This is a genomic window from Nonomuraea dietziae (assembly GCF_014195505.1).
Classification (GTDB): domain Bacteria; phylum Actinomycetota; class Actinomycetes; order Streptosporangiales; family Streptosporangiaceae; genus Nonomuraea; species Nonomuraea roseola.
Genome location: NZ_JACIBV010000002.1, coordinates 222658 through 247803 on the forward strand (window position 1 = coordinate 222658; position 25146 = coordinate 247803).

The window sequence follows — 25146 nt, forward strand, 5'->3', positions numbered from 1 at the left end:
CTTAAGGTGGCCGATGGGCAGGGGCCCGAATCGAACATGTTCAGCTCCCGCATAGCATGTCTTGAGTGAGTGTCGCGCTCGGAATAACCCGCCCTCTGCCGGTTCGCACCATCCCGATCGGTGACCCCGGTGACCTGCTCTCCCGCCTGCCGTCCACCGCCCCCTACGCGTGGATCAGGAACGGCGAGGGTCTCGCCGGATGGGGCGAGGCCGCCAAAGTCACCGTGCCACCAGGCCCGGACCGCTTCGCATGGGCCCGCCAGTGGCTCAACTCGGTCCTCGCCGACACCCACGCCACCGACGGCAACGGCCACCGGCACGGACCCGTCGCCTTCGGCACCTTCACCTTCGACGAGAACTCACCGGGCTCCACCCTCGTCGTCCCCCAGACCGTCCTGACCCGCCGCGGAGGACAGGCCTGGCTCACCAGCATCGGCGAGCCCACCCTCGGCCAGGACGTGACTCCCATCACCTATCCCGGCCGCATCAGCTACGGCGACGGCAGCCTCACCGCGCCCGCGTGGGAGGGAATCGTCGCGCGCGCCTCCCAGCGCATCCGCGAAGGCGAACTCGAGAAGGTCGTGCTGGCCCGCGACCTCACCGCCACCGCCGAACACCCCATCGACATCCGCCTCCTGCTCACCCGCCTGGCCACCCGCTACCCCGACTGCTACACCTTCTCGGTCGCGGGCCTCGTCGGCGCCACCCCCGAACTTCTCATCCGCAGGGCAGGACAGCAGATCGAGTCACTCGTCCTGGCCGGCACCACCACGCGCGGCGTCAACCCCGCCGACGACGTCGCCCGAGGCGCCGCCCTGTTCGCCTCCGCCAAGGACAGGCACGAGCACGAGTGCGCCATCGCCTCCGTCCGCCACGCGCTCACCCCGCTGTCGGCCACGCTCGACGTGCCCGACGAGCCCGAGCTCCTCGTCCTGCCCAACCTCCAGCACCTGGCCAGCCACGTCACGGGCACCCTCGCCGACGGCGCCTCCGTCCTCGACGTCGTCGCCGCCATGCACCCCACCGCCGCCGTCGGCGGCACCCCCACCGACACCGCGATCACGCTCATCCGCGAGCTCGAAGGGATGGACCGCTCCGGCTACGCAGGACCCGTCGGCTGGATCGACGCGCACGGCGACGGCGAATGGGGCATCGCGCTGCGTTCGGGCATCGTCCACGGCAACCGCGCCAGGCTCTTCGCCGGCTGCGGCATCATGGGCGACTCCGACCCGGCAGCCGAACTGGCCGAGGCCCAGACCAAGTTCCGCGTCATGCAGTACGCCCTGGAGGGATAGAGCCGCCGCCGCCTGCGGCGGCGTCGTGGTCACGGCCGACCGGTTGATCAACGACGGACGACACGTCACCCTGGTAGCGCGCCGGAAGGCGACCCGCCGCCTCCCTCGATCGCAGGAGATCACATGTCGCTCTGGAAGAAGATCGGTATCGGCCTCGTGGCGGCTGTGGCGCTGGTCATCGTCGCACTCGCGGTGGCGGTCCTCGTGCCGGGCGGCTGGAAGTTCTCGCTCATCCTGCTGGGAGTCCCGGCGCTGGCGGGCTGGCTCTTCTGGTCGTGGCTCGGGGAGTCCCATCCGTCGTCCCGCCGCGACGACAGCCCGCCTCCCGGCTCCCGCTGGGACGAGCGCACCGAACGCTGGCGCCACCCGTCCCAGTGATCGCGGTCTACCCCTTGCCAAGCAGGTCACGGGCGGCAGGGACGACCTCACGGGCCCAGGCGGTCAGCTGCGCGGCGTCGGCGCTCTCGGGCCAGTACACGAAGGAGTCGAAGCCCACGTCGCCGGCCAGGTGGGCGATGACCTCGGCCCACTGCGCGGCGGTGGCCCTGATGGGAGTCTCACCCTTCAGGACGACCTCGCCAGGGGCGTCGGTGATGTGGCCGACCAACTGGGCGATCCTGGTGATGTCGGAGGGCCGCCGCCCCGCCTCGACCGCGGCCGTGTCGATGATGTCCTGGGACTCACGCCACTTCTCGTAGGGCAGGTAGTGCGGGATGGGGGCGGCCCAGCCGTCGGCCAGGCGCCCGGTCTGGGCCAGGGCCCTGGGTCCGACGCTGCCGAACCAGATCCCGATCGGGTGCGCGGGCGCCGGGGCCGCCGTGGACGCCGGCCATCGAGTAGTGCTCGCCTGTCACCCTGACGCTCCCGCCCGGTCGCCAGAGGGCCCTGATGATCTCGACCGCCTCCTCCAGCGCGACCTGGTTCTGGCCCGCGGTGCGGTCGGGGCCGCCGAAGGCGGTGATCGCCTGGCGGTAGCCACCCGCTCCGAGACCGAGTTCGAAGCGCCCACCACTGAGCAGGTCGAGCGTGGCCGCCGCCTTGGCGATCACACCGGGGCCGCGGAGCGGCAGGCTCGCCACATCAGGAAATATCCGGATCCGCGTGGTGTCGGCGAGCAGTGTGGCGATCACGCTGAACGTGTCGGCCAGGCCGCCCGCGTAAGGGTGGTCCTGCACGCCGAGGAGGTCGAGCCCCTCCCGGTCGGCCAGTCTGGCCAGCTCGCGGATCCCGGAAAGGCCGTCAGCGGATGGGGACAGCTGGACGCCGAAACGATAGGCCATGACGATCTCCTTGGGACGACAAGATTGTTCGGTCGAAGGCGACACTAAACCGTTCGGTTTTGCCGCCGACCTTCGGGCGGCGCCGATCGACCTCATGACCGACTGGGGCAGGATCCTCCTCCGCGTCATCGGCGGGATCGACCGCTTTCCCCAGCTCGGGAGGCTCTGCTATCGGGTCAGCGACGACATGAACACCCGCCCCCTGATCGACGGCCCGCTCAGCTCTCGGGGACGTGGATCTCCGCGCCGAGATCGACCGTGGCGCGGCCCGCCGTCAGCGTGGCCACCCACTCGGTGAAGGAGGCCACCTCGTTCTCCCCCACCGCGACCGAGAACGACACCTCACCCCCGTAGCTCACCTCGCGCACCGGGTACGCCGACACCCGCAGGTCGTTCTCCACCCTGCCCGCCTGCTCGTGCCCCACCGACACCCGCACCAGTCTGGCGGGCACCATCCGCACGGGCTCGACCCTGTCGAGGGTCTCGGTCACCGCCGAGCCGTACGCCCTGACCAGACCACCAGCGCCCAGCAGCACCCCACCGAAGTAGCGGGTCACCACCGCGACCACGTCGTTGAAGCCGCGCCCGACCAGGGCCTGCACCATCGGCGTGCCGGCCGTACCGCCGGGCTCGCCGTCGTCGTCGCCCTTCTGCAGGCGCTGCCCGACGACGTAGGCGGTGCAGTTGTGGGTGGCGCCCTGGTGCAGCCTGCGCCGCTCGGCGATGAACTCCGCCGCCTCCTCCGCGCTTCCCGCCGGCGCCATCGCGCAGATGAACCGCGACCGTTTGACCTCGGTTTCGTGCTCGGCGCGGGTTCTCAGGGTGAGGTAGGGGAGAGCCACCGACCCAGGCTATCGCCTTTACAAAGTAGAACAGCTTGATTATGACTGACTGGTCATTCATAATCGGCTTCATGCCGAAGAGAGTCGACCACGCCGCGCGTAGGCAGGAGATCCTCCAGGCGGCCGTGCGGGTGTTCGCCCGCAAGGGCTTCGCCTCCTCGCGCATCGAGGACGTCGCCGCCGAGGCGGGCATCGCCAAGGGCAGCGTCTATCTCTCCTTCGACAGCCGCGACGCCCTGCTCCAGGCCGCCTTCGAGTCGTATGCCGCCGGATCGGCGCAGCTGCTGGCCTCACTGGAACCGGGTCCCGCGCTCGATCGGCTGGCGACGCTGGTGCGGCGGGTGGTGGCGATGCTCGCCGCCCACCCCGACCACGCCCGCGTGCTGGTGGACCTGTGGTCGGCGGGCCCGCCGCTGGACATGGCCGCCGTCTACCGCGACTACCGCGAGGCGATCGCGGGCCTGCTGCGACAGGCCCGCGAGGAGGGCGCGCTGCGCCCCGGCATCGACGAGCGGCACGCCGTAGTGATCGTGGCGGCCATCGAGGGCTGTCTGCTGCAGTGGCTGGTCGACCCAGAGCTCCCGCTCGCCGACCTGGCCGCCCCCATCATCGAGGTCTGCGTAGAGGGAGTCCGCTCATGACGATGACCGACAGGCTGATCGCCCCCGGCGCCACCAGGGGCGAGGTGCTGGTCTCCTTCGGCACCGCCTTCGCCGGCGCCGCCCTGTCCGTCGCCCTGGCCGTGGGCGCGGGGCTGCCCGCGCTCGCCGTCGGCGTGATCGCGGTGGTCGCCTTCGACCTGTACGGCGGAGCCGTCGTCAACGCCACCCGCTCGGCCAAGCTCTGGTTCCACCGGCCGGGCCGTACCGCAGGGCACCACCTGGGTTTCGTGGCCGTCCACGTGCAGCCGTTCATCCTGGCCTGGGCGGTGCCCGGGTTCGGGTGGACGGCGGCCGCGGTCGTCTACGGCTCTGCTCTCACCGCCGCTCTGGCGGTGACGGCCACTCCCCCACCGCTGCGCAGGCCCGTCGCCTTCGCCGCCACCGCGCTGGCCCTGATCTGGACCACCAGCCTGGTCAGCGTGCCGCACGCCGTGGCCTGGTTCGCCCCGCTCCTGCTGATCAAGCTCCTGCTCGCCCACCTCCTTCCCGAGGAAGCCGCCCGCTGACCGCCTACGGCTGACCTCTCGCGGCGGACGCCCGTACGGCTCAGCCGCCGGGTGGCGATCCCGCCGGCGGAGCCGTACGGCATGGCTCCCGCGATCTATCGGCGCCCGCCACCTTCGCGGTACGGCTTCGGAAGTTCGCCGTGATTCGTCCTTGCGCGCATTGAACCGTATGATGTACGGTACAGCGTACTAGACATACTGAGGAGAAGCTCTTGCCACAGAACGACATCCGGCCCTTCCGTCTCGACGTGGCCCAGGCCGACCTGGACGACCTGCGCGAGCGGCTCGACAGGGTCCGCTGGCCCGACGAGGTCCCCGGGCTCGGCTGGCAGTACGGCGTGCCCCTGGCCCACCTGCGCGACCTCGTCGACCACTGGCGTACCGGCTACTCCTGGCGCGAGGCCGAGTCCGAGCTCAACGCACACCCGCAGTTCACCACCGAGATCGACGGGCAGACCATCCACTTCCTGCACGTCCGCTCGGCCAATCCCGACGCGCTTCCGCTGCTGATCACTCACGGCTGGCCCAGCTCCCCCGTGGAGTACCTCGACGTGATCGAGGCCCTGTCGGCCGACTTCACGCTCGTCATCCCCTCGCTGCCCGGCTACGGCCTGTCGGGCCAGACCCGCGAGGTCGGCTGGGGCTCCACCCGCATCGCCAGAGCGTGGCTTGAGCTGATGACCAGGCTCGGCTACGACCGGTTCGGCGTGCAGGGCGGCGACTGGGGCACCTGGATCTCCAGGGAGATCGGCGTGCTGGCCCCCGAACGCGTCGTCGGCATGCACGGCAACGGCATCATCTGCTTCCCCATGGGCCTGCCGGGCGAGCTCGACGGCCTCACCGAGGTCGAGCAGGAGCGGATGGCCTTCCGTGAGCGCTACCTGACCGAGCAGTACGGCTACAAGCTCATCCAGTCCGCCCGCCCGCAGACCTTCGCCTACGGCATGGCCGACTCCCCCGTCGCGCTGCTGTCGTGGTTCACCGGCGTCTTCCACGAATGGAGCGACGCCGAGATCCCGCGCGACCGTCTGCTGACGAACGTGATGCTCTACTGGCTGACCAACACCGCGGGCTCGGCGGCCCGCTCCTTCGTCGAGACGCCGGACACCGACCAGGACACCTCGGTGGAGTGGGAGCTCAAGCCCGCGACGGTGCCCACGGCGGTCTCGGTGTTCCCCAAGGACATCCTGCGCCCGATCCGCAGGTTCGCCGAACGGGACAACAACGTGGTGAGCTGGGTCGAGCACGAGCGCGGCGGCACCTTCGCCGCGCTCGAGCAGCCGGACCTCTACGTCGCCGACGTCCGCGCCTTCTTCACCTCCCTCGCCTGAGCGGCAGCGGGCAGGCCGCTCAGGCGGGGTGCGTTCGCGTAGCCGGCCCTGCCTGCGTTCCGGCACGCGCTGCGAGGAGGAGGAGCTCGTCGACCTCCCACTGGTCGCCGGCGTGCCTGCCGTACCTGTGGGAGAGGATCTGCCCGCCAGGGTCGATGAGGAAGTCGGCGGGCAGCCCGAGCACCGTCTCCCCGCCCGTGGGGTACGGCCTGCCGCCGCGGCGCAGGCCGCGGGCGACCACCGGCCACGAGCCTGGCCGCATCGGGGTGGTCCAGGCGCGCGGATGCAGCACCGCTCCGGCGGAGGTCTCCACCCCGAACTCGGCGTACAGCCGCCTGCCGGGGTCGGCGATCGCGGCGAAGGGCAGCAGGCCCTGGTGGGGCAGCATGTCCTCGGCGCAGGAGTGGAAGACCACGATCTCGTGGACGCCCGCGGCCCTGATCTCCTCGTGCCGCGCGGCGATCGTGCGCAGGTGCATGTTGCAGATCGGGCAGCCGGCGTAGCGGCGGAACTGCAGGTGCGTCAGCCCGTCGGGGGCGGGCAGTCGCACGCGCTCGCCCGTGATCGTGCTCAGCTCGCGGGCCTCGACGGTCCTCATCGGGCCGCCGACCTGATGAAGTCGTCGACGATCTGCGCCAGTCGCGGCCCCTGGTCCTCCTGGACGAAGTGACCGCCGCCGACGATCGTGGTGTGCGGCAGGCCCTTCGCGCCGGGAACGCGCTCCCTGAAGGTAGTGTGCGCCTGGCCGAGAACGAAGTCCCTGTCGCTGAAGGCGCACAGGAACGGAGTGTCGAGGCTTTCCAGCACCTCCCACGCCTTGCGGTTGGCAGGGGCCGCCTCGTCGGCGGGGGTGATGGGGATCAGCAGCGGGAAGCGGCGGGCGCCCTGCACGTGGTCCTCCTCGGGGAAGGGCGCGTCGTAGGCCGCGACCACCGCGGGGTCGAGGTCGGTGACGGTGCCCGTCGCGACGACCTGCCCCGCGCTGAACGGCCGCACGCGCTGGCTGTGCTGCAGCCACTGGGCGTAGAAGGGTCCCATGTCACCCTGGTCGCCGGCGTGCAGGACGGTGTTGGTCGCCACGACGCGGCGGAACCTGTCAGGGTGCTCGGCCATCAGACGCAGGCCGAGCAGGCCGCCCCAGTCGTGGCAGACCATCGTCACGTCACGCAGGTCGAGCCGGTCGAAGACGGTCTCCCGCAGCCAGTCGACGTGGCTCTGGTAGGTGTAGGCGAAGCGGTCGGCGGGCTTGTCCGAGCGACCGAACCCGACCAGGTCGGGTGCCACGCACCGATGTCCCGCCGCGACCAGCGGCGGGATGACGTGCCGGTACAGGTAGCTCCACGTCGGCTCGCCGTGCAGCAGCAGTACCGTCTCGCCCGAGGGCCGCTCCGGGCGCTCGTCGAGGTAGTGGACTCTGATGCCGTCGTCGAGTTCGACGTAGTGCGGCTCGAAGGGGAAATCGGGCAGGTTTTCGAACCGGTCGTCCGGTGTGCGAAGGATGTTCATGCCTCCTGAGAGCGGGTGGGCGCCAGGAGTGTGACATCAGCCGCCGAGCTCGCGCTTGCGGCGCAGCAGGGCCGCCCGCGCCGACCTGGCCCTGACCAGCACGAAGGCCGCCACCAGCGCGAGCACCACGTTCACCGCCGCGCCCGCCCAGCCAGCCCAGCCCGGCCTGTCCACCGCCAGCGCGACGGTGAGCAGGGTCAGCGGCCAGGTCGCGGCCACGGCGATCCAGCCGCCGATGACCCTGTCGAGCGCGAACAGCGGCGTCCTGCGGGTCAGCGCCCAGCCGCCGTAGCAGGCCCAGGCCAGGCACAGGACGGCGAAGCCGCCGAAGACCGGCGGCGGCCGCTCCTCCGTGGCCCACAACAACCCGATGGCCAGCGCCCCGCCCAGCCCCATGACCAGCGCCACCACGTACGCCATGCGCCTGCGCAGCGACACCGGTCCGGACAGCCTTCTGATCATGTCGTCGGCGTCCATCATCGCGTTCCCCTCTCACCCAGTTGTTCTCTCAGCAGGCGCCTGGCCCGTGACAGGCGCGACTTCACCGTTCCGACCGGGATGGCGCAGATCTGCGCGCAGTCCTCGATCGACAGGTCCTCCAGGTAGAACAGCACCAGGATCTCCCTCTCGGCCAAGGGCAGCCCGGACAGCCCCGCGACCAGCGCGGCCCTGTCCGCCATCACCTCAGCCCTGTCCTCGACCACCTGCTCGTCCGCGTGCTCGGTGACCTGGCCGGACGCCGTGGTCGTCTCCTGCCTGCCGTACTCCTCGCGCAGCCTGTTGGTCACCGCGCGGCGCGCGATCGTGAACAGCCACGGCGCGAACCTTCCGGGCTCCCGGAGCCTGGGAAGGCCGCGCACCACGGCCAGCCACACCTCCTGGGCCACGTCGTCGGCGTCACCGTGGTCGAGCATGCGCCGCACGTAGGTCCACACCGGGTCGTGCCATGCGCGCACCAGCTCGGCGAGCGCCTCGCGCTCTCCGAGCTGGCACCGCACCACCAGCAGTTCGTCAGTCACACTGCCTCCTCACCCACAACAGTCGGGAATACAGCCCCGCGGGTTCACGAGGTGGACAGGACGCGAGGGTGAGGTCGGCTCAGCTCACGGCTGGAACGGCGGGTTCGTCTCCCTGCGCGCCGACGCCGCGGGCGACACCGTCGAACAGACCGTCATCCGGTCCTACCGCATCGCCTCCCGGAACTGACCGCAAGCCATGGCATTGTCGCCCGTGAAAGGGCGACCGATGGGATGGCGGACCTGCATCCGTGATCTGCCGCCCTGCAAGCCGATGGACGGCACCTGGGAGGTCCCGGGCCGGGTTGCGCGGACGGAAAGGAGGGCCGGCGCGGAGCTTTGGACGCTGGGATAGCGTGCGGCGATGAGCTTCCGACTGGCGGCGTACGCCGTGTGCATCGAGGACGGACGGGTGCTGCTCGCCCACCACGTAGGACCTCGGGGCGAGCGGAACTGGACTCTTCCGGGCGGAAAGGTCGAGCACGGGGAGGATCCCTTCGACGCGGTCATCCGGGAGGTCGCCGAGGAGACCGGCTGTGACGGGGCGGTTGAACGCTTGCTGGGTGTGGATTCGAGGGTGATCCCCGCGGCCGACCGCTCGCCCGGCCTGCCCGAGCACCAGAATGTCGGCATCTTCTACCGGGTGCGTATCACCGGTGGCCGACTCCGGCCTGAGCCGAACGGCGAGACCGCCGAGTCGGTCTGGACCCCCGTTCCCGATGTCGCATGCCTGCGCCGCTCATCGTTGGTCGATGTCGGACTCTCTCTGGCGCTGACCCTTCCGGCAACCGGCCATGTCGATCCCATCCCGGTGGGTGGCTTGATCCAGCACTGAGCGTCGATCCGCTCTGCTGATCTCAACGGACGTACGACATGCCCCCCACAACGTCCTCACCCACGGGACGAGAAGCAGGTGCCGCTCTCCGGCAAGGGGTATCCGTTGGTCGGCACGGTGTGCTTTCCTGTGCCCCCTTCTGGGCGTCTGTTCGAGCAACCGCCGGGCAGCTGCTCACCCAGCGTCACGTTGTTCGGGCCGTGGCAGGTTCCCCCCCGCTTCGACGCGCTGCAGGAGGCGGCCCTCCATCGTCCACCTTCAACCACCACGATGCCGAGCCTGGGCATGGTGGTTTGAGCACTCCGATCGAGACTGACGGTGCTCTCGGGCGATGACTTCGGGACTACGGGAAAGCCGACGGCGGCCACGCCCCGCTGATGTGACACACAGCGTTACCGAGGCGCCCCACGGTGCCGGAGGCGTTCGGGATCCCCTCGACTCTCTGCCCCGGCCTGAAATTCTGCCGTCGCTCGCGGACACGTAGAAAACGAAACCCAAAAGCGTTCGGAAGGTCCGATGAGGATGACGCATGGATGAAACAAACAGCCGGCACCGGTTCGAGGCCATGTACCGGCACACGTATGAACAGATCCTCGGTTACGCCATGCGGCGGTGTTCCTCCCCCGAAGACGCCGCCGATGTCGTGGCCGAGACCTACGTGATCGCGTGGCGGCGAATAGGGGAGCTACCGCGTGGCGAGGCCGGCAGGCTCTGGCTGTACGGCGTGGCCCGGCGGGTCCTGGCCAACCACCGTCGTGGCGAGCGGCGCAGAGCCACTCGACACGCCGAACTCACGGCCGAGGCCGAGGTCCTCTACGCCATGCCCTCTCCTCGGACCGGGGCTGACGAAGTCGACGAGGCCATGAACCTGCTCTCCGACGACGATCGCGAGCTGCTGGCCCTGTCCGTCTGGGAGGAACTCGACCCCGGAGAGATCGCCGCGGTGCTGGGCTGCTCACGCAACGCCGCCCGCATCCGCCTGTACCGCGCCCGCAAGCGCTTCGCCAAGGCGCTGGAGAAGACCCGCCCGTCGATGCCCCGCCTCGAAGCGCGGCCGCTCATCGAGAAGGAGTCACGGTGAACAACGACCAGATCTTCAAGAACCGGGCCAGGGTACTGGACGAGCACCTGGCCGGCCGGGCGTCCACCGCGGGGGCGGACGCGCTGCTGGCCGAGATCGTGCTGCAGGAGAGGGAGCAGGAGCCGGCCCGGCGGCGGCTCATGCCGTCACCCCGCCGCGCACTGCTGGGCCTGGCCGCTGTGGCCGTCCTGACGGGAGGCTTTGTCGTCGTGCCCTCCCTCTTCAAGGAGTCCGGGCAGGTGTACGCCAGCCAGGCCGTCACAATCGACCGCGACGGCGACTGGTACGTCTTCTACATCACCGACGGCGATCCCGATCCCGCCGAGTTGGAGAAGGCCTTCAGGAAGGTCGGGCTGGACGACATCACGGTCAAGCTGATCCCCGTCTCGCCGCAGCAGCGCGCACCCGTCGTCGGGTTCGACAAGACTGATCCCGACGCACGCATGTCGTCCACCCTGTCCGACTGCGGCGAGCGGGTCGAGGGGTGTCTGACGGCCTTCCGCGTGACCGCCGACATCAAGGGGTCCGCGCAGTTCCACCTGGGCCGCCCGGCGAAGCCGGGCGAGAGGTATGCCTATCCTGCCGATGCGAGCTGGCCAGGTGAGGCCCTTGCCGGAGTGAAGCTGCAGGGACGATCGGTGGCCGAGGCGGTACAAGTCGTGCGCGAGCGCGACCTCAGGGTGGCCTACGAACTCGACTGGCCGCTTCGGGACGGAGGCGACGGCGTTCGCTACGAGCAGGGCGTGCCCGCTTCCCGCATCGATCCGAGCTGGAAGGTGGCGACAGCGGAAACCTACAACGACGGCGTGATCGTCCTGCACATCGAGCCAGGGGCAGGCGCGACTCCACCGCCCGGATTCTGAAGTGAGAACAGGTGAGCACTCGTCAGCGCCGAACGGGTGCTCACCTGTTGCGTGCCTCGGTGCGCCTCCCGCGGGGACCAGGGCCTGTTCCAGGTCCGCGCCGAGCAAGGGTGGACGACAGGACAAGCCCTAGGAGTGGGTCGAGACGCAACGCCCTGACCTGGGCGTCGGTCCTGTCGGGGGGTGTTCCGGGGGATTCCCAAACGGGGACCGTTGGACCGGGGAGGCGGCCGGGCTCGGGTCGGGGAGAACGGAGGCGGAGACCTGGTCGCCGCTTCTCGCCGCGCGCCGAAGGATCCCTCGTCTGCCCGTGCCCGGGTTCCCCTCCCGGGTTCTGCCCCGCGAGCGCTCCAGCGTCGGGGAACGCCAGGTGCAGGAGCTTGCCTGGCTCCGGGGTTGTGCGGAGCTGGGCGGACTGAGCGGGCTGGTAGTCGCCGCCGCGCTGCCGGTTGACGACGGCGAAGCGGTTGGTGGCGTTGATAAGGGCGATGACCAGCATCAAGGTGGCGAGTTGGTCGTCGTCGTAGTGCTTGGCGGCGTTGGCCCAGGCCCTCGTCGGTGACGCCGCCGGCGCCGTCGGCGATGCGGGTGCCCTGCTCGGTGAGTTCCAGGACGGCGCGCTCGGCGTCGGTGAACACCGTGCTCTCCCGCCAGGCCGCGACCAGGTTGACGCGCGTGGCGCTCTGTCCGGCGTGAGCCAGATCCTTGGCGTGCGCGATACCTGCCGCGAGGCTCAGCGGCGCGGCGTCTGACGGCCATGAAGATGCCGGTCACCCAGGCCCCGTGACAGCCAGAGCGTGTGACATGTGCCACACGCTCTGGCTGTCACAAGAGGGCGGGGACCGGTGTCTTGTGCGTGTGGCACGATCAACACCGAAAGGCAGAAACCCCACGATGAGCGAGCGCAGCGAACCGGTCATGGACACACCCGAGCCGCCCGCCGACCGTGGCCGCGTGGACTCAGCCACCGAGGTGTTCGTGGCCCACCGCAACCTGTTGTTCACCGTCGCCTACGAGATGCTCGGCTCGGCCGCCGACGCGGAGGACGTCCTGCAAGAGACGTGGCTGCGGTGGGCGGGCGTCGATCTGGACCACGTGCGGGATCGGCGCGCCTACCTGGTCCGGATCACCACGCGTCAGGCGCTCGGCCGGATGCGTACGCTCCGCCGCCGCAAGGAGTCCTACATCGGCCCCTGGCTGCCCGAGCCGCTGCTGACCGCGCCGGACGTGGCCCATGACGTGGTGCTGGCCGACAGCGTCTCGATGGCGATGCTGCTGGTGCTGGAGACTCTCGCCCCGGTCGAGCGGGCGGTGTTCGTGCTGCGCGAGGTGTTCGACCTCGGCTACGACGAGATCGCCGAAGCGGTCGGCAAGACCCCCGTCGCGGTCCGCCAGATCGCCCACCGGGCCCGGACGCACGTCGCCGCGCGCCGCCCGCGCGGGGTCGTTCCCCTGGCCGAAGCGCACGATGCGCTCAGGGCGTTCCAACGGGCGGTCGAAACCGGCGACCTGCAGAGCCTGCTCGACAAGCTCGCACCCGACGTCGTCCTGGTGGGCGACGGCGGTGGAGTCGTCCAGGCCGCGCTGACGCCCGTCGTCGGCGCCGACCAGGTGGCTCACGTGCTGGCCACCGGGCGGCTGAGCACGATCAACGCGGCATCCCTGCAGCCTGCACAGGTCAACGGCTACCCGGCACTGATCCTCCGGCTCGACGGCGAGGTCGACACCGTCCTGGCGGTACGCATCGACGACGGCCTCATCACCGGCCTGTACGCCGTACGCAACCCCGAAAAGCTGTCAAGGATCGAGCAGCCGACCACCCTGCACCGCTGAACCGGACAGCTGACGGACACCACTGGAAGAGGACAACGCGCGTCAGGCGGGCATTCCGTTGGCGCTTTGGCGCGCCGCGCCGGTCACGAACGCACGCGCAGCGACTCCAGCATCCGCACGAGGGCGGCCTGGGTGTCGGCCAGATCGTTCGGGCCCGTCGAGGAGGCCAGCCACAGCGCCGCCTCGTTCATCGCCCCCGAGAGCAGATGGGTCAGCGGCGCGAGCGGCTGGCCTGCGATGACCCCCGCCTCGACCAGTGCCGCCAGCGCGTCGGCCAGGTGGCTGGCCGACGCGGCCTCATCCATCGCCCGCCACTCGTTCCAGCCCAGTACGGCGGGGCCGTCGATGAGCATGATCTGCTGCACCTCGGGATCGGCGCCCGCGGCGAGGAAGGCCTCGCAGCCGGCGACGAGCTGGTCCCACGGGTCGTCCATGGCGTCGGCTCCTTCGGCCACCCGCCGGCCGACCTCCTGCTGCACCTGCTCGACCACCGCGCGAAACAGCTCAGCCTTGCTGTCGAAGTGGTGATAGAGCGCGCCCTTGGTGACGCCCGCGGCGCGGACGATCTCCGACAGCCCGACGGCTCCGTAGCCGCGCGCGGCGAACAGCCGCCTGCTCTCGCGCACGAGCGTCCGCCTGGTCTCCTCGCGCTGCCGCGCTCTCGCCGTCCCGTTCACATACCGATGGTATGCTGACATACCGTCGGTATGTGAAAGGACTCGCTATGACGCTGACCAGCTTCTATCCGGTCATCTGCACGACCAGCCTCAAGGAGTCGCACGACTTCTACACCCGCCTGATGGGCTTCGAGACGACCTTCGAGGCCGACTGGTACGTGAGCCTGCGCCGCGGGCCGTACGAGCTGGCCCTCCTGGACCCGAGCCACCCCACCATCCCCGAGCGGTATCGGGGCAGGGCCGCGCAGGGGCTGCTGCTCAACTTCGAGGTGGAAGACGTCGACGCCGAGTGGGAGCGGCTAGTCGTGCGGGAAGGGCTGTCCGCCGAGCTCGAGCTGCGCAGCGAGGACTTCGGGCAGCGCCACTTCATCGTGGCCGACCCCAACGGCATCCTGATCGACGTCATCACCCCGATCCCGCCGCAGGGCGAGTACGCCAACCAGTACGTCACCCCATGACTTCCCGGCCGCCCCCACATCCGGGGGCGGCCCGGGTACGCCGCCCGGGTACGCCGGCACGAGCGGACCCCACGATCACATCCCAACCCCAGACGGGAGTGGGCCGGACGATCGTCGGATCCAGGATCGCTCCGATCGCTGGCCCGGCCGAGCCGGCGTTGAGAGGCGCGGTTGAGGGGCGCAGCGGCTCGTCCATCCCCCTCCAACGGGCGCGGGCCCGCGTCGATCACCGTGACGCGCGGAACCCGGCCCGCCCTCGCCGACCCGGTCTGCCCGGTCGCGCTAGCTGTTCTGTCCTGCGAGGTTGAGTACGCGGCTGGCGGGTGCTCGGCCGTTCACTGCGGTGTGGCCGCGGTGGTGACTGTAGGTGTGGAGCCACGGCGGGAGGGCTTGGGGGGTTCGGTTGGGGTGGGGCCTATCTGAACGCCGCGACGAGGTCGGCGAACTCCTCCGGCGTGACGGTCCGTACGCCCAGCGCTTCGGCCTTGGTGCGCTTGGATCCGGCCTTCTCCCCCGCCACCAGCAGCGACGTCTTCGCCGACACGCTCGAGGACGCCTTGCCTCCCGCGCGCTCGACCAGCTCGTTCACCTCGTTGCGCGACAGCGCCTCCAGCGGTCCGCTCATCGCCCCTGTGACGACCACCGACATACCGGTCAGTGGCAGAGCGGGCACGTCGTCCGCGAGTGCGTGGCCCACGGGATCGGGGCCCTGGCCTGCGGGGGCGGGTGGCACGGCTCCTGGCTCGGTCATCGTCACCCCCGCCTTGACCAGCTTGTCGATGAGGGGCCCGAGCGCGGCCAGCTCGGCCACCACCACGGGCGCCTTTTCGGGGCCGATGCCCTCCACCGCCTGGATCGCCTCGGCGTCGGCCGCCCTGATCGCCTCCATCGTGGCGAAGTGACGGGCGATCCTGCGGCTTATCGACCGGCCGGTGCCGCGCACGCCCAGCGCGCAGAACACCCGGCTCAGCGGCCTGGTCTTGGCCTGCTCGATGGCGGCGAGCAGGTTGTCGCTGCTGACCTCGCCCATGCGCTCGAGGGGCAGCAGTTGCTCGCGGGTGAGGAAGAACAGGTCGGCGAAGTCGGCGATGAGCCCGGCGTCCAGCAGTTGAAGGATACGGCTGTCGGCGAGGCCCTCGATGTCGAGCTGGTCGCGCCCGACCGCGTAGGTGATGGAGGCGCTCGCCTTGCACGCCCTGCCGCGCACGCATCTCCACCGCTCCTGCGAGGCGTCGATGCCGTCGCCGCACGAGGGACACACCTGGGGGAACTCGATCGGCCGTTCGTCGCCGGTGCGCAGGTGCACGACGGGCGCCTCCACGCGCGGGATCACGTCGCCCGCCTTGTAGACGACGACGCTGTCGCCGAGCATGAGCCCTCGGCGGGTGATGTCGGCGACGTTGTGCAACGTCGCGTACTTGACCGTGCTGCCGTCGAGCTCCACCGGTTGGAGGACGGCCCTCGGGGCGATGACGCCGGTTCGGCCGGTGTTCCATTCCACCGCGAGCAACTTGGTGATCTTCTCGGTGGCGGGCAATTTGTAGGCGACCGCCCACCTCGGCGCCCGCGTGCCGAACCCGGCCTGTGCCTGGTCGCCGGCCAGGTCGCACTTGACGACGATGCCGTCGATGCCGAAGGGCAGCTCGGCCCTGAGTGCGGCGATCTGCTCGATCCGCTCCTGCACCCCCGCGAGGTCGGCGGCGACGACGCCCGCCACAGCCGTCACGGCCGTGGTGCGCACGCCCTGCCCCGCGACCCACTCCATGATCTGGCTGTGCGGCAGCTCCCGCAGCCGCGCGGCCAGCTCGGAGTCGTCCTGCGGCGGTAGCGGCAGCGCGCCGTAGGCGAAGAAGGTGAGCTCGCAGGTGTAGGCCCGGTCCTGGGCGCGCAGAGTGCCCGCCGCCGCGCTGCGCGGGTTGGCGAACGTCGTGCCGTCGTGCGCGCGGCGCTTGTCGCACGCCTGCGTGAACTGTTCGGCCGTCATCATCACCTCGCCGCGCAGCTCCACCGTGACCGGTTCGGCCAGCCGCTCCGGCAGGCCGACGACGGTGCCGATGGCGTGCGAGACGTCCTCACCGGCGGCGCCGTCTCCCCTGGTGACCAACTGGACGAGCCGCCCGCCCCGGTAGCGCGCGGAGACCGCGAGCCCGTCGAGCTTGGGCTCCACACTCCACGCGGCGACCTGCCGCCCGAGCCTGCGCTCCAGCGAGGTCACCCAACCGGCCAGCTGCTCGGGCTTGAAGACGTTGTCGAGCGAGAGCATCGGCACCGTGTGCGGCACGTCGCCCACCACCGCGCCACCGGCCACCTTGCCCGTCGGGGAGTCGGGCAGCACCTCGTCGGGGTGGGCCTGCTCGTAGGCCTCGATGCCGCGCACCAGCCGGTCGTAGGCGTCGTCGTCGAGCGCGGAGGTGCCGTCGGCGTAGTAGGCGGCGGAGGCTCCGACGGCCTCGCGCACGGCCTCGGCGTAGGAGGCGCGATCAGCAAGGGTGATCATGGGGGGTGCGTCGCTCATGCGTTCATCATGCCGGTCGGCACCGACAATCCATGGAGGCCGGGAAGGCCGCCCCCGCAGACGACCGTCCCGGCACGGAGCAGCGAACCTACCGCTTCTCGACGTGCCGGTTCCACGTCCATGGTGGGGATGCCACATGCGGGCGCTTCTGCTACCGGGCCGGAATCACCTGCCCGTCGGCCCGGTCTGAAGGGTCACGCGAAAGCCGCCGCCCGGTCGCGGAACTCAGGCATGACCACCCCGCCTGGCGGGGTACGGCTGGCCCCGGCGTCGTGGGCGCGGATCTCGCGTGTGAAGCAATTCTGCTGGTCATACCCACTTTCGGCGCTTCGCAGTACATGAGACATATCACAACTCCACAGGTTTCCTGCCGGAACGATAGGGCAATTTGAAGCGGCCGCTGCGAAGTTCTCGCAAGCCGCAAATCAAGATCATTGCTTGACCCATGGCAACGAGACGAAATTCAGAAGGACGAAGACGAAGCATGTCGTTCACCGACGAGTACGACCACGACGACGCGCACGCCGAGTGCTTCCAGCCACACGGGGGCACCGACCTCGACTACTACGGCAGTGAGGGACGGCCGTTGTAGGTCTCGGACCAGCCGGTCGCCGAACGTCCGAGACGGCAGGAACGGGCGGTCAAACGACCCAGGTGCAGTGGCATAGCCGAACTGCGCCGCACGTCGATTGACGATCAGAATTCTGCTGCTGGAAGCAGTTCCGTTCTCTGGCTTCCAGCAGCAGATCCGCTCAGTAGAACAAACGCCTCCGCCACGATGGGCCCAGCGCTGGGAGCTGCTGGTGCGGTAGGCGTCCCAACATCTCAAGAGCCGCCGACCCCATGCTGGCCGGCGCCCGCATGGCGGCCTCGGCCAGCGGCGGCGTCTTCGCCAGACGGGTCGCGCAGGTCAGGCGCGGCGACGACGCGTACCGGAAGATCGGTGGTGAAGCCCAGGAGTCGCAGCGCCCGCCTCATCGCTGTCCGCTCTGATCTCACGTTCGCCCCAGGCCGTATCTCTCGACGACCGCGGTGACGGCGAGGGCGAGCCGATCCAGCAGCAGTTCGTCGAGCGGGCCGGCCCGGTGGGGCTGGCCGTTCGAGCCACACCGTCTCGACCTCCTGCTCGTCCAGCGCGATCGGGCGGCTCGACGAGGCGTCCGCCCGCGGGGCGGGCGCATTTCCTGCCGTCGGGCCCTTTCCGTATCGCGCGGTCGGTGCTGCGGAGCCGGATCCCGGCCACACGCTCGGCGAAGCCCGCCGACGCCCTGGCGAGCGCAGGAAGATCGGCCCATCAGCGTGTCGTAACACACGACGACGTGAGTCGAGGTGCGACAGCCGTACCGCGAGTGCCTCACAGCAAGAGGACAGGCGCCGATCGTCGCTGTATGCCCCGCCACTGGCGGATGACCCCACCGGGCGGGGACCGCGAGGATGACTGAAATGGATCCGGAAGCCGAAGCACCCGGCCCCGAGGCGGCTCTTGACCCAGAGCCTGCAGACCGTGTGACATACATCGTGTATGTTACCGACACGGAGTAGGCGCTCACCCCCCGAGCCGCCGTCGCGGGCCGTCGCCACCGCGGAAAGGCCTGTGTCCGATCATCCGAATCCGTTCTACCAGGAGTAGACGTGAAACGATTCCTCGCGTTCTTAAGCTCTTTTCTGCTGGTCGGCTCACTTGCCGCACCTCCCGCCGCCGCCGCGGCGGCCGCTCCGCGGCTGAAGCTCAGCTTCGGGTGGTGCAAGACGGCCTGCGAGATCCGTATCAAGGTGACGAACACCAGCCGGTACGACATCGCCTGGGTGGGCGGAACCTGTCGCCTCAGGGTCAACGGACGTTACGTGGGCAAGGGGACGGTCTACCTCGGCCCCATCAAGCGTGGCCATTCCCGCAGCAGCACGTGCAACGTGGTCGATTCGCGGCTGAAAGAGGCGTGGTGGGACTACGAGAACGGCGACGCCGACTTCAGGACGTACGCCACCGTCAAGGCGATCCCCCACTACCGGTACCGCCGTTGATCCCGGCTCTGCTCCCAGACGCACCCGGCCCGCGTGTGACGCGGTTGGCCGTGACGGTGACCTGTCTACCCCTGGCATCATCGGTTCTTCACCGGCCAACCCGAGGTTGCCTTCCACACCCTCTGACCTGGGCCGATTCAGCAGGAACCGGGGCGGCCCCACGGACCCCCGCTCACCCAGGGAACCCGGTCGTTCCGGTCCCGGGGCGGACGAGCCCGCTCTCGTAGGCGAAGACGACCGCCTGGACGCGGGTGGTCACGTTGAGCTTCATCAGGATCCGGGACAGGTGCGTCTTGACGGTCGCCTCGCCCAGGTAGAGCCGGGTCGCGATCTGGGTGTTCGTCAAGCCCTGCGCCAGCAGCTTCAACACGTCGGTCTCCCGGGTGGTGAGCGACTCCAGCTCGGCCGCCCGGCTCGTCACCTGGCTCGGATCCGGCTGCGCGGCGAACGCCGCGATCACCCTCAGGGTGACCGCAGGGTCCAGCAGGCCGCCGCCGGCCGCGACCGTCCGCACCGCCTCGATCAGATGCTCCGGCGGCGCCACCTTCAGCAGGAACCCGCTGACTCCGGCGCGCAGTGCGGACGCGACGTGCTCGTCCTCGTCGAACGTGGTCAGCACGATGACCTTGCTGTCCGGGTGCTCGCGTACGAGCCGCCGCGCCGCTTCCAGACCGTCCATGCGCGGCATGCGCACGTCGATCAGCACGACGTCGGGGCGGGTACGCGCGACGAGGTCAAGGGCCTCGACGCCGTCGGCCGCCTCTCCGACGACCCGGATGTCCGACTCGCCGCTGAGCACCATCCGCAGGCCTACCCGGATCATCGCCTCGTCGTCGACGAGCGCCACCGAGATGGTCATGTCGTTGTTTCCTACCGTGTTCGGGGGAGCGGGAATCGGGCACGGACCGCGAAGCCGCCATCCGGTTCGGGGGCGGCATGCAGGCTGCCGTGCACCATCGCCAGCCGTTCGCGCATGCCGACCAACCCGTGGCCGCCGCGCTTCGCGGGTATCCCGGCGCGCGGCACCCGCGCGGGTTCGTTGCGCACCTCCAGAGTCAGCGCCTGCTCGGTGTATCCGATGGCGACCGCGGTCGGAGCCGCGCCGGCGTGCCGGAGCACATTCGTCAGCGCCTCCTGCAGCACGCGGTAGGCGGTGAGATCGAGCACCGGCGGCAGCCGCGGCAGGTCGGCCGGGGAGTTCAGGCGCACCACCAGGCCGGCGGCGCGCACGTCGGAGATCAGCTCGTCGACCCGGGCCAGTGACGGGACGGGCGCCGGCCGCTCGCCGTCGCCACGCTCGCGCAGGATGCCGACCAGGCCGCGCATCTCCTCCACCGTCTGCCGCCCGAGCCGCTCCAGTCCGGCCACGATCTCCTGCTCGGGGGGACGGTCGGACAGCAGCCGGCGCAAGCCGCCCAGCTGCAGGGTCATCACACTGACAGAGTGCGCGACGGCGTCGTGCACCTCCCGCGCGATGCGCGTGCGCTCCTGGACGACCGCGGCCTGGGCGTTCGCCTCCCGCTCGGCGTCGAGCGCCGCGGCCAGCTCGGCCAGCTTCACCGCCCGTTCGCCGCTACGCCGTGCGAGCAGTCCCATGCACCAGCCCGGCAGCAGGATCGCCGGCACGAAGAACAGCTCCCACAGCGACTCGCCGGCGATGACCGACGTCCCGGCGAAGGACCCGGCCGCACAGCACAGCGCGACGGCTGAACGCCCCGGCGGCTCCCGCCATCCGGCCCAGGCGACCGCCCCGATGAGGCCGATCATCGCCGCGCCGCCGGCTCCCGGTGCGCCGAACGCCACCACGCCGATCGGGAAGCAGGCGGCCGCGACGACCGCGCCGACGAGGGGATACCAGGTGGAGACCACCAGACCGACGCCCAGCACGATCCCCGAGATGGAGGTGGCCGCGGCGCTGGCGCCGAAGAAGTCGTCGAGGTTCGTCTCCACGACGGACAGGGCGCCGATCAGCGGTCCGAACACCAGCGGAACGAGGCGGGCGTCCCTCAGCCGGGTCATCGTCATGGCTACCGATGGTAATGACGTCCGGTGCCTGCCGAGTCCGCCAGATGGCGGACCACCGCCGCGTAGCGGGTCCCTCGAACGGCGGACCCGCGCGCGAGCCGGTCCGTCGAAGCGCGGAGCCATCACTGTACGCAACGGCTGACGCGCCGCCTGCCGTCCCGGCGGGAGAGTTCTTCCGCTGACGACACGCGACCCGGAGGTACGACATGACCACCCCTGCTCACACCGCGACGGCCACCACCGCCGGCCTCCCCGAGCCCGCTGACAGAGCCGGCCGTCTCCTGCGGCGCGCCGGCGGTGCCGCCCTGATCGCCGGCCCCCTGCTCATGTTCGCCGGCATGATGACCTGCCCGCCGCAGGACTCCGACTCGACGGTGGACTACGTCACCTCGCTGGCCCGCGACAGCTTCCTGACGGAGCTGTCGGCGATCCTGCTGCACTACGGCCTGATCGCCGGCGCGCTGGGGGCCATGGTCGTGCCCGGGCTCATCCGCGGGCGAAAAGGGCGGTGGCCGACCCTGTTCGGGGCGCTGGCCGCCGCAGTCGGGCTGCTGAACGTGTCCGGCGCCGTACGCGACGACTGGTGGCGGATGGTCGTCGGCCGGCAGTTGCCGATCGACGTCGCGGTGCGGATCTCCGACACCGTGGACGGGTCGGCGTTCATGCCCCTGTGGAGCGGCACCGAGATGTTCGCCTTCCTGGGCCTGCTCGCGCTGTGCGCCGGGCTCGCCCGCGCCGGTGTGGTCGGCTGGTGGCTGACCGCCGTCTACCTCGGTGCTTTCGTCGCGATGATGTTCATCCCGATCCACCTGACGCATGTGGTGGGCGGCGCGTTCAGCCTGCTGTTCCTCCCGCTCGCGGTCGCCGGTGTGCGCACGTTCCAGCGCGAGCGTGCCGCAGTGTGACACCGGCGGCACGGTTGCCGCCGAAGCGCCGGCCGACCGGTGAGGGGGCCGCTCAGGCCGCACCCTCATGACCGTCGCGCCGGTGAGGCGGTGACGTTTGCAGTTGCTTCCAACTCTCCCTCAAGTCAGATCAATCAGACTACGCGGGCTATTTCACTAGATAACGGAGTTTGCGTGAGGAAAGACCTATGGTGGCGGAGCGTCCTGTCGGCGGCCGCCGCTCTCTGCCTGTCGACGGGGGTGTTCGCCGCTCCCGCGAACGCCGCGGCAGCGCCTACTGTCCAGATCGCCGCGGTCAAGGCGTCCCCGGCCCGCAGCGGCGGGCCGTGTCCGGCCTCGACGCTCTTCTCCGCGACCGTCACGGTCAAGGGGGCGGCCCGGCTGACCTACCGCTGGATCCGCAGCGACGGCAGCAGGAGCGTGGTAAAGACCGTCCGGGCGGGAGCGAGGACCACGCTGAGGGAACGGCGCTCCTTCTCCGGCAGCACCCGGGGCTGGCAGGCCGTACAGGTGCTCAGCCCGAAGAAGCTGGTATCCAAGCGCGCCCACTACTCGGTCTCCTGTGAAGCGGGGCCGCGGGACGTCAGCCTCTCCGAGGCGCCCGGACTGTCGCCGGCGCCTACGGCGTCGGCCGAGGTGACCGGCGACGGCTACTCGGGAAAGTGCCCGACCGGAGGCGGAACGCTGCGCTTCACCGGCACGATCAAGGTTTCCCGGGTGCCCGCGGCCGTCTCCTACCGCTGGGTGGACAGCGACGGCGGCGCGCTCGGCACCGAGCGGCTCTGGTTCTCCGGCGCCTCCACGCGGACGGTCGGCTCCAGCCGTACCTTCCTGACCGGCCAGTCGGGTACGCGCTGGATCGAGATCCTGGGTCCTGACGGCAGGGTGCTGAACACGTCGAACAGGGCCCCGTACCGCGTCGCCTGCGCGGCCGACCCGGCCCCGCCCCCGGTCGTCGCGAGCGTGACGAACCCGTGGGTGACGCCGGCCGGCTACCAGGGCTCCTGCACCAGGCCGCTACAGTTCACCTTCCACGCGACCCTCGCCGTGTCGCAGCCGGCGAAGGTCACCTACAGATGGGTCCGCAGCGACGGCACCACGGTGCCCGGCGAGACCGAGATCAAGGGCACCGACCTCACCAGGGACCTCACCCTCACCTGGCCGGTCGCCGACCCGGCCAGGACGAACGGCGGATCGGCCTGGGTCGAGGTCACCTCGCCGGGCCAGGCGCGGACCCAGCCGGTGAAGTTCGCCATCACGTGCGTTCACGTCAACTTCTCCGAGACCAAGGTCGTCTCGCCCGCCCAGCCGTACACCGGGGCCTGCCCCGTGACGGTGCGGACCACGGCGACGATCACCGTGACGGGCGGGTCCGCGCTGGTCTGGCACTCCTGGAAGTACCCCGGCACGAGCGTCGCCGTCGAGAGGATCTCTGGAAGCAGGACCTACACCAGGGACTGGGTCGAGACCGGCACCGCGAAGGGATCGACCGCCCTTCTCGTCGCCACCGCCGACGACTACGGCCACTGGAAGGAGTCGGCGCCGATCACCTGGTCGGTCACCTGCAGGGCCGACGAACCGGGCCAGGTCACCGTGTCCCGGACGGCCGTCACCACGTGGAGCGGCGAACCGGGCGCCTGCACGACTGCCAACCCCTACCAGCTCACCGCCGCGGCGACGGTCACCGCCCCCAAGGGCCTGACCTACCCGCTGACCGTGACCTACCGGTGGCGCTGGGACGACGGCGGCTACGGGCAGGAGGAGAAGCTCCAGTTCACCGAGCCGGGAACGCGGCGTGCCACGCACACCTGGATGACCTCCAGGAGCCACGCGGCCACGATGTGGCTGGACGTCACCGGCCCCGCCAAGGTCCAGGGCGCGCCGGGAGAGTACTCCCTGACCTGCAACGGAAAGCCGCCCACGCCGGACATCGGCGGGAAGGTGATGTCGGTGACGAGTGCGGCCATCACGCCGGCCAACCACACGGGCGCCTGCCCGGTCGATCTGAAGGCCACCGCGACGATCACGGTGTCCGCGCCGACCTCGGTGCCGGTCGAGTACGCCTGGCGCTTCGACAACAACACCAGCAGCCCGACCCAGCAGATCACGTTCCCCGAAGGCGGCCCGCTCACCAGAACCGTGGAGTGGAAGGACTGGCGCGCGATCGTGTCCACCCGCGGAAAGGTGACCGGCTACCTCCAGGTCGTCGCGCCCAACAGGGCGGTTTCCGAATTCGTCTCGTACAGCGTCACCTGTGGCTGACGGGCCTGGCTCCACTCGCCCCCTTCCCGCAGAGGGTCAGCCCGATGGGCCACTTGCGTGTTCGCCCGCACGACCTCGGCGGCCACACCTGTCGGACTCTTCGGCGAGATTCTCGCGCCGGCGTGCCGGCGCGACGTTCACGGTCAGTCCGTGGACCGCCGCGCCTTCGGCACGTCCTGGCTCGCCGGGCGAGGCTGCACGAGCACTGGCGCGTCCGACACGACCACGACGGAATACGGCAGGCTCGGGGACGGCAGGTCGGAATCGACCAGCTCCTCCAAGATCGGAGACTGCGTGCGCTGCGGAGGGATGACCAAGCGGAACGGCCCGAGCGGCTGACCGCCCTCCGCGCAGAACGTCAGCTCGACGTGGGCGTTGCAGGGGCTGATGTTGAACAGGCTGAGCTGGTCGCCGGGCATGCACCCGTCCGTGATCGCCATCTTCCAGTTCCCCACCATGGTGCTCATGCGCGACTCCCGTCTGCTACTGCGGCAGTCGTCCCGCTACCCCGTTATCCAGGAGTCACGCTTGTCGTGCCCGCCGGCCTCCAACGGATCGCCTCCGGCGCACAGTGACCGCACGGCTTGCTCAGCCGGGTCGCGCCCGCCCGAGACGACGAGGACATCGGAGGCGGGGGCCTGTCGGCAGGACGTGGCCTGGCCGGCGCCTCAGCCCGTGGTGTGCCTGGTGGTGCGCTGCCGGAGGAGGTCGGGGCCGCGCCACAGCCCGATAGCGATCGCCATCGCGAAGACCGGGACGGCCAACGCGGGCGACGGCCACAGCAGGCCGTCTCGTGCTTCTGTCGCGATCACTCCTGCTGCGTTCAGGGCGGCCACGGGCAGCAGGCAGGCGGCCACGCCGGCGGTTCGTGCCCGCCATCCGCGCCTGGCCGCCCAGGTGGCCGACGGCAGGAGCACCATCAGGGCGGGCACAGCGAGCGATGTCCCCGCCAACAGCCCGACGACACCGCCCACCAGGGAAACCTGCGCCAGCCCTGCGAGGAACGCGAGCCGGTCCACGTGTTCGGCGCCGGCAAGGGCGCTGATGAGGAACACCTGGGCGGTGATCACCCCTGTGAAGGCGCCACCCGCGGCGCCGGTAACGAGCATCCGGCCGACGATGCCCCACCCGGTGCGCCGGCCGGACGTGGTCTCGGGCGGCGCGGGTGGCAGCCGTGGGAAGATCGCCGTCACCGCCTCAGTGTCGCACGATGTCCGCCCCTGCCCAGCTGT

At 70.4% G+C, this 25146-nt stretch carries 27 protein-coding genes and 1 pseudogene; 14 read left to right on the forward strand and 14 right to left on the reverse strand.

Going from position 1 to position 25146, the window contains the following annotated elements; genetic code table 11:
* Nucleotides 1-65: 65 nt before the first annotated feature.
* Nucleotides 66-1295 carry an isochorismate synthase gene (locus FHR33_RS43645; protein WP_183660996.1) on the forward strand — a complete coding sequence of 410 codons (1230 nt, stop codon included), beginning with the start codon at nucleotides 66-68 and terminating at the stop codon, nucleotides 1293-1295.
* Nucleotides 1296-1418: 123 nt separating this feature from the next.
* A complete protein-coding gene (locus FHR33_RS43650) occupies nucleotides 1419-1673 on the forward strand; it encodes a hypothetical protein (RefSeq protein WP_183660997.1) in 255 nt (84 codons plus the stop codon).
* A 7-nt stretch (nucleotides 1674-1680) separates the two neighbouring features.
* On the opposite strand, the gene FHR33_RS53515 is transcribed toward FHR33_RS43650, so the two are convergent.
* The 3 genes from FHR33_RS53515 to FHR33_RS43660 all read right to left on the reverse strand — a co-directional run bounded on the left by FHR33_RS53515 (nucleotide 1681) and on the right by FHR33_RS43660 (nucleotide 3417).
* Nucleotides 1681-2088, reverse strand: coding sequence for an LLM class flavin-dependent oxidoreductase (locus tag FHR33_RS53515; RefSeq protein ID WP_376773326.1), 408 nt, complete (start codon nucleotides 2086-2088; stop codon nucleotides 1681-1683).
* Nucleotides 1976-2575, reverse strand: coding sequence for an LLM class flavin-dependent oxidoreductase (locus FHR33_RS43655; RefSeq protein WP_221242538.1), 600 nt, complete (start codon nucleotides 2573-2575; stop codon nucleotides 1976-1978). The genes FHR33_RS53515 and FHR33_RS43655 overlap by 113 nt, the downstream gene beginning before the upstream one ends.
* Nucleotides 2576-2793: 218 nt before the next feature.
* On the reverse strand, nucleotides 2794-3417 hold the full coding sequence (locus FHR33_RS43660) for an IMPACT family protein (RefSeq protein ID WP_183660999.1): 624 nt from the start codon (nucleotides 3415-3417) through the stop codon (nucleotides 2794-2796).
* 71 nt (nucleotides 3418-3488) lie between these two features.
* Between FHR33_RS43660 and FHR33_RS43665 the strand changes: the two genes are divergently transcribed.
* The 3 genes from FHR33_RS43665 (at nucleotide 3489) to FHR33_RS43675 (ending at nucleotide 5916) form a co-directional block, all read left to right on the forward strand.
* Entirely contained in the window at nucleotides 3489-4058 is a 570-nt protein-coding gene (locus tag FHR33_RS43665; RefSeq protein ID WP_183661000.1) for a TetR/AcrR family transcriptional regulator, read from the forward strand.
* Nucleotides 4055-4585 (forward strand): hypothetical protein, encoded by a 531-nt coding sequence (locus tag FHR33_RS43670; protein ID WP_183661002.1) that lies wholly within the window; start codon nucleotides 4055-4057, stop codon nucleotides 4583-4585. Before FHR33_RS43665 ends, FHR33_RS43670 begins: the two co-directional genes overlap by 4 nt.
* A 212-nt stretch (nucleotides 4586-4797) precedes the next feature.
* On the forward strand, nucleotides 4798-5916 hold the full coding sequence (locus tag FHR33_RS43675; protein WP_183661004.1) for an epoxide hydrolase family protein: 1119 nt from the start codon (nucleotides 4798-4800) through the stop codon (nucleotides 5914-5916).
* Between the two features lie 19 nt (nucleotides 5917-5935).
* Here the strand turns inward: FHR33_RS43675 and FHR33_RS43680 are convergent, their stop codons facing one another.
* The 4 genes from FHR33_RS43680 to FHR33_RS43695 are packed head-to-tail and all read right to left on the reverse strand — an operon-like array spanning nucleotide 5936 to nucleotide 8441.
* Nucleotides 5936-6514 (reverse strand): peroxiredoxin-like family protein, encoded by a 579-nt coding sequence (locus FHR33_RS43680; protein ID WP_183661006.1) that lies wholly within the window; start codon nucleotides 6512-6514, stop codon nucleotides 5936-5938.
* Nucleotides 6511-7422, reverse strand: a complete 912-nt coding sequence (locus FHR33_RS43685; protein WP_183661008.1) for a haloalkane dehalogenase — start codon at nucleotides 7420-7422, stop codon at nucleotides 6511-6513. The genes FHR33_RS43680 and FHR33_RS43685 overlap by 4 nt, the downstream gene beginning before the upstream one ends.
* 36 nt (nucleotides 7423-7458) lie before the next feature.
* Complete coding sequence (locus FHR33_RS43690) at nucleotides 7459-7902, reverse strand: hypothetical protein (RefSeq protein WP_183661010.1); 444 nt, start codon at nucleotides 7900-7902, stop codon at nucleotides 7459-7461.
* A complete protein-coding gene (locus FHR33_RS43695; protein ID WP_183661012.1) occupies nucleotides 7899-8441 on the reverse strand; it encodes an RNA polymerase sigma factor in 543 nt (180 codons plus the stop codon). Before FHR33_RS43695 ends, FHR33_RS43690 begins: the two co-directional genes overlap by 4 nt.
* 361 nt (nucleotides 8442-8802) lie before the next feature.
* Here FHR33_RS43695 and FHR33_RS43700 point away from each other — a divergent pair, with 361 nt between their 5' ends.
* The 5 genes from FHR33_RS43700 (at nucleotide 8803) to FHR33_RS43720 (ending at nucleotide 13050) form a co-directional block, all read left to right on the forward strand.
* Nucleotides 8803-9273, forward strand: coding sequence for an NUDIX hydrolase (locus tag FHR33_RS43700; RefSeq protein ID WP_183661014.1), 471 nt, complete (start codon nucleotides 8803-8805; stop codon nucleotides 9271-9273).
* A gap of 529 nt (nucleotides 9274-9802) precedes the next feature.
* Nucleotides 9803-10354 carry an RNA polymerase sigma factor gene (locus tag FHR33_RS43705; RefSeq protein WP_183661016.1) on the forward strand — a complete coding sequence of 184 codons (552 nt, stop codon included), beginning with the start codon at nucleotides 9803-9805 and terminating at the stop codon, nucleotides 10352-10354.
* Nucleotides 10351-11217: a hypothetical protein gene (locus tag FHR33_RS43710; protein ID WP_183661018.1), complete on the forward strand. Its 867-nt coding sequence runs from the start codon at nucleotides 10351-10353 to the stop codon at nucleotides 11215-11217. The genes FHR33_RS43705 and FHR33_RS43710 overlap by 4 nt, the downstream gene beginning before the upstream one ends.
* A gap of 530 nt (nucleotides 11218-11747) precedes the next feature.
* A complete protein-coding gene (locus tag FHR33_RS43715; RefSeq protein WP_183661021.1) occupies nucleotides 11748-11969 on the forward strand; it encodes a hypothetical protein in 222 nt (73 codons plus the stop codon).
* A gap of 142 nt (nucleotides 11970-12111) precedes the next feature.
* The gene (locus tag FHR33_RS43720; protein ID WP_183661024.1) at nucleotides 12112-13050 is read left to right on the forward strand and encodes an RNA polymerase sigma-70 factor; all 939 of its coding nucleotides are present in this window, start codon (nucleotides 12112-12114) and stop codon (nucleotides 13048-13050) included.
* Nucleotides 13051-13133: 83 nt separating this feature from the next.
* Here the strand turns inward: FHR33_RS43720 and FHR33_RS43725 are convergent, their stop codons facing one another.
* Nucleotides 13134-13727: a TetR/AcrR family transcriptional regulator gene (locus tag FHR33_RS43725; RefSeq protein ID WP_312896048.1), complete on the reverse strand. Its 594-nt coding sequence runs from the start codon at nucleotides 13725-13727 to the stop codon at nucleotides 13134-13136.
* Between the two features lie 47 nt (nucleotides 13728-13774).
* On the opposite strand from FHR33_RS43725, the gene FHR33_RS43730 reads away from it, so the two are divergent.
* A complete protein-coding gene (locus tag FHR33_RS43730; RefSeq protein ID WP_183662263.1) occupies nucleotides 13775-14185 on the forward strand; it encodes a VOC family protein in 411 nt (136 codons plus the stop codon).
* 282 nt (nucleotides 14186-14467) lie between these two features.
* On the opposite strand, the pseudogene FHR33_RS43735 reads toward FHR33_RS43730, so the two are convergent.
* Both FHR33_RS43735 and ligA read right to left on the reverse strand, forming a co-directional pair.
* Nucleotides 14468-14569, reverse strand: a pseudogene (locus tag FHR33_RS43735) (IS481 family transposase); the annotation flags it as partial.
* 31 nt (nucleotides 14570-14600) lie between these two features.
* Entirely contained in the window at nucleotides 14601-16700 is a 2100-nt protein-coding gene (gene ligA, locus FHR33_RS43740; RefSeq protein ID WP_183661029.1) for an NAD-dependent DNA ligase LigA, read from the reverse strand.
* 1632 nt (nucleotides 16701-18332) lie between these two features.
* On the opposite strand from ligA, the gene FHR33_RS43745 reads away from it, so the two are divergent.
* Nucleotides 18333-18722 carry a hypothetical protein gene (locus FHR33_RS43745; RefSeq protein ID WP_183661032.1) on the forward strand — a complete coding sequence of 130 codons (390 nt, stop codon included), beginning with the start codon at nucleotides 18333-18335 and terminating at the stop codon, nucleotides 18720-18722.
* A 172-nt stretch (nucleotides 18723-18894) separates the two neighbouring features.
* Here FHR33_RS43745 and FHR33_RS43750 read toward each other — a convergent pair whose 3' ends face one another.
* Nucleotides 18895-19581, reverse strand: a complete 687-nt coding sequence (locus FHR33_RS43750; protein WP_183661035.1) for a response regulator — start codon at nucleotides 19579-19581, stop codon at nucleotides 18895-18897.
* An 11-nt stretch (nucleotides 19582-19592) separates the two neighbouring features.
* Entirely contained in the window at nucleotides 19593-20747 is a 1155-nt protein-coding gene (locus FHR33_RS43755) for a sensor histidine kinase (RefSeq protein ID WP_183661038.1), read from the reverse strand.
* 206 nt (nucleotides 20748-20953) lie between these two features.
* Between FHR33_RS43755 and FHR33_RS43760 the strand changes: the two genes are divergently transcribed.
* Both FHR33_RS43760 and FHR33_RS43765 read left to right on the forward strand, forming a co-directional pair.
* Nucleotides 20954-21652, forward strand: a complete 699-nt coding sequence (locus tag FHR33_RS43760) for a hypothetical protein (RefSeq protein ID WP_183661041.1) — start codon at nucleotides 20954-20956, stop codon at nucleotides 21650-21652.
* Between the two features lie 174 nt (nucleotides 21653-21826).
* A complete protein-coding gene (locus FHR33_RS43765) occupies nucleotides 21827-23914 on the forward strand; it encodes a hypothetical protein (protein WP_183661044.1) in 2088 nt (695 codons plus the stop codon).
* Nucleotides 23915-24057: 143 nt separating this feature from the next.
* Here FHR33_RS43765 and FHR33_RS43770 read toward each other — a convergent pair whose 3' ends face one another.
* Nucleotides 24058-24381 carry a sensory rhodopsin transducer gene (locus FHR33_RS43770; RefSeq protein WP_183661047.1) on the reverse strand — a complete coding sequence of 108 codons (324 nt, stop codon included), beginning with the start codon at nucleotides 24379-24381 and terminating at the stop codon, nucleotides 24058-24060.
* Nucleotides 24382-24582: 201 nt separating this feature from the next.
* Nucleotides 24583-25107: a hypothetical protein gene (locus tag FHR33_RS43775; protein WP_183661049.1), complete on the reverse strand. Its 525-nt coding sequence runs from the start codon at nucleotides 25105-25107 to the stop codon at nucleotides 24583-24585.
* Nucleotides 25108-25146: the final 39 nt, after the last annotated feature.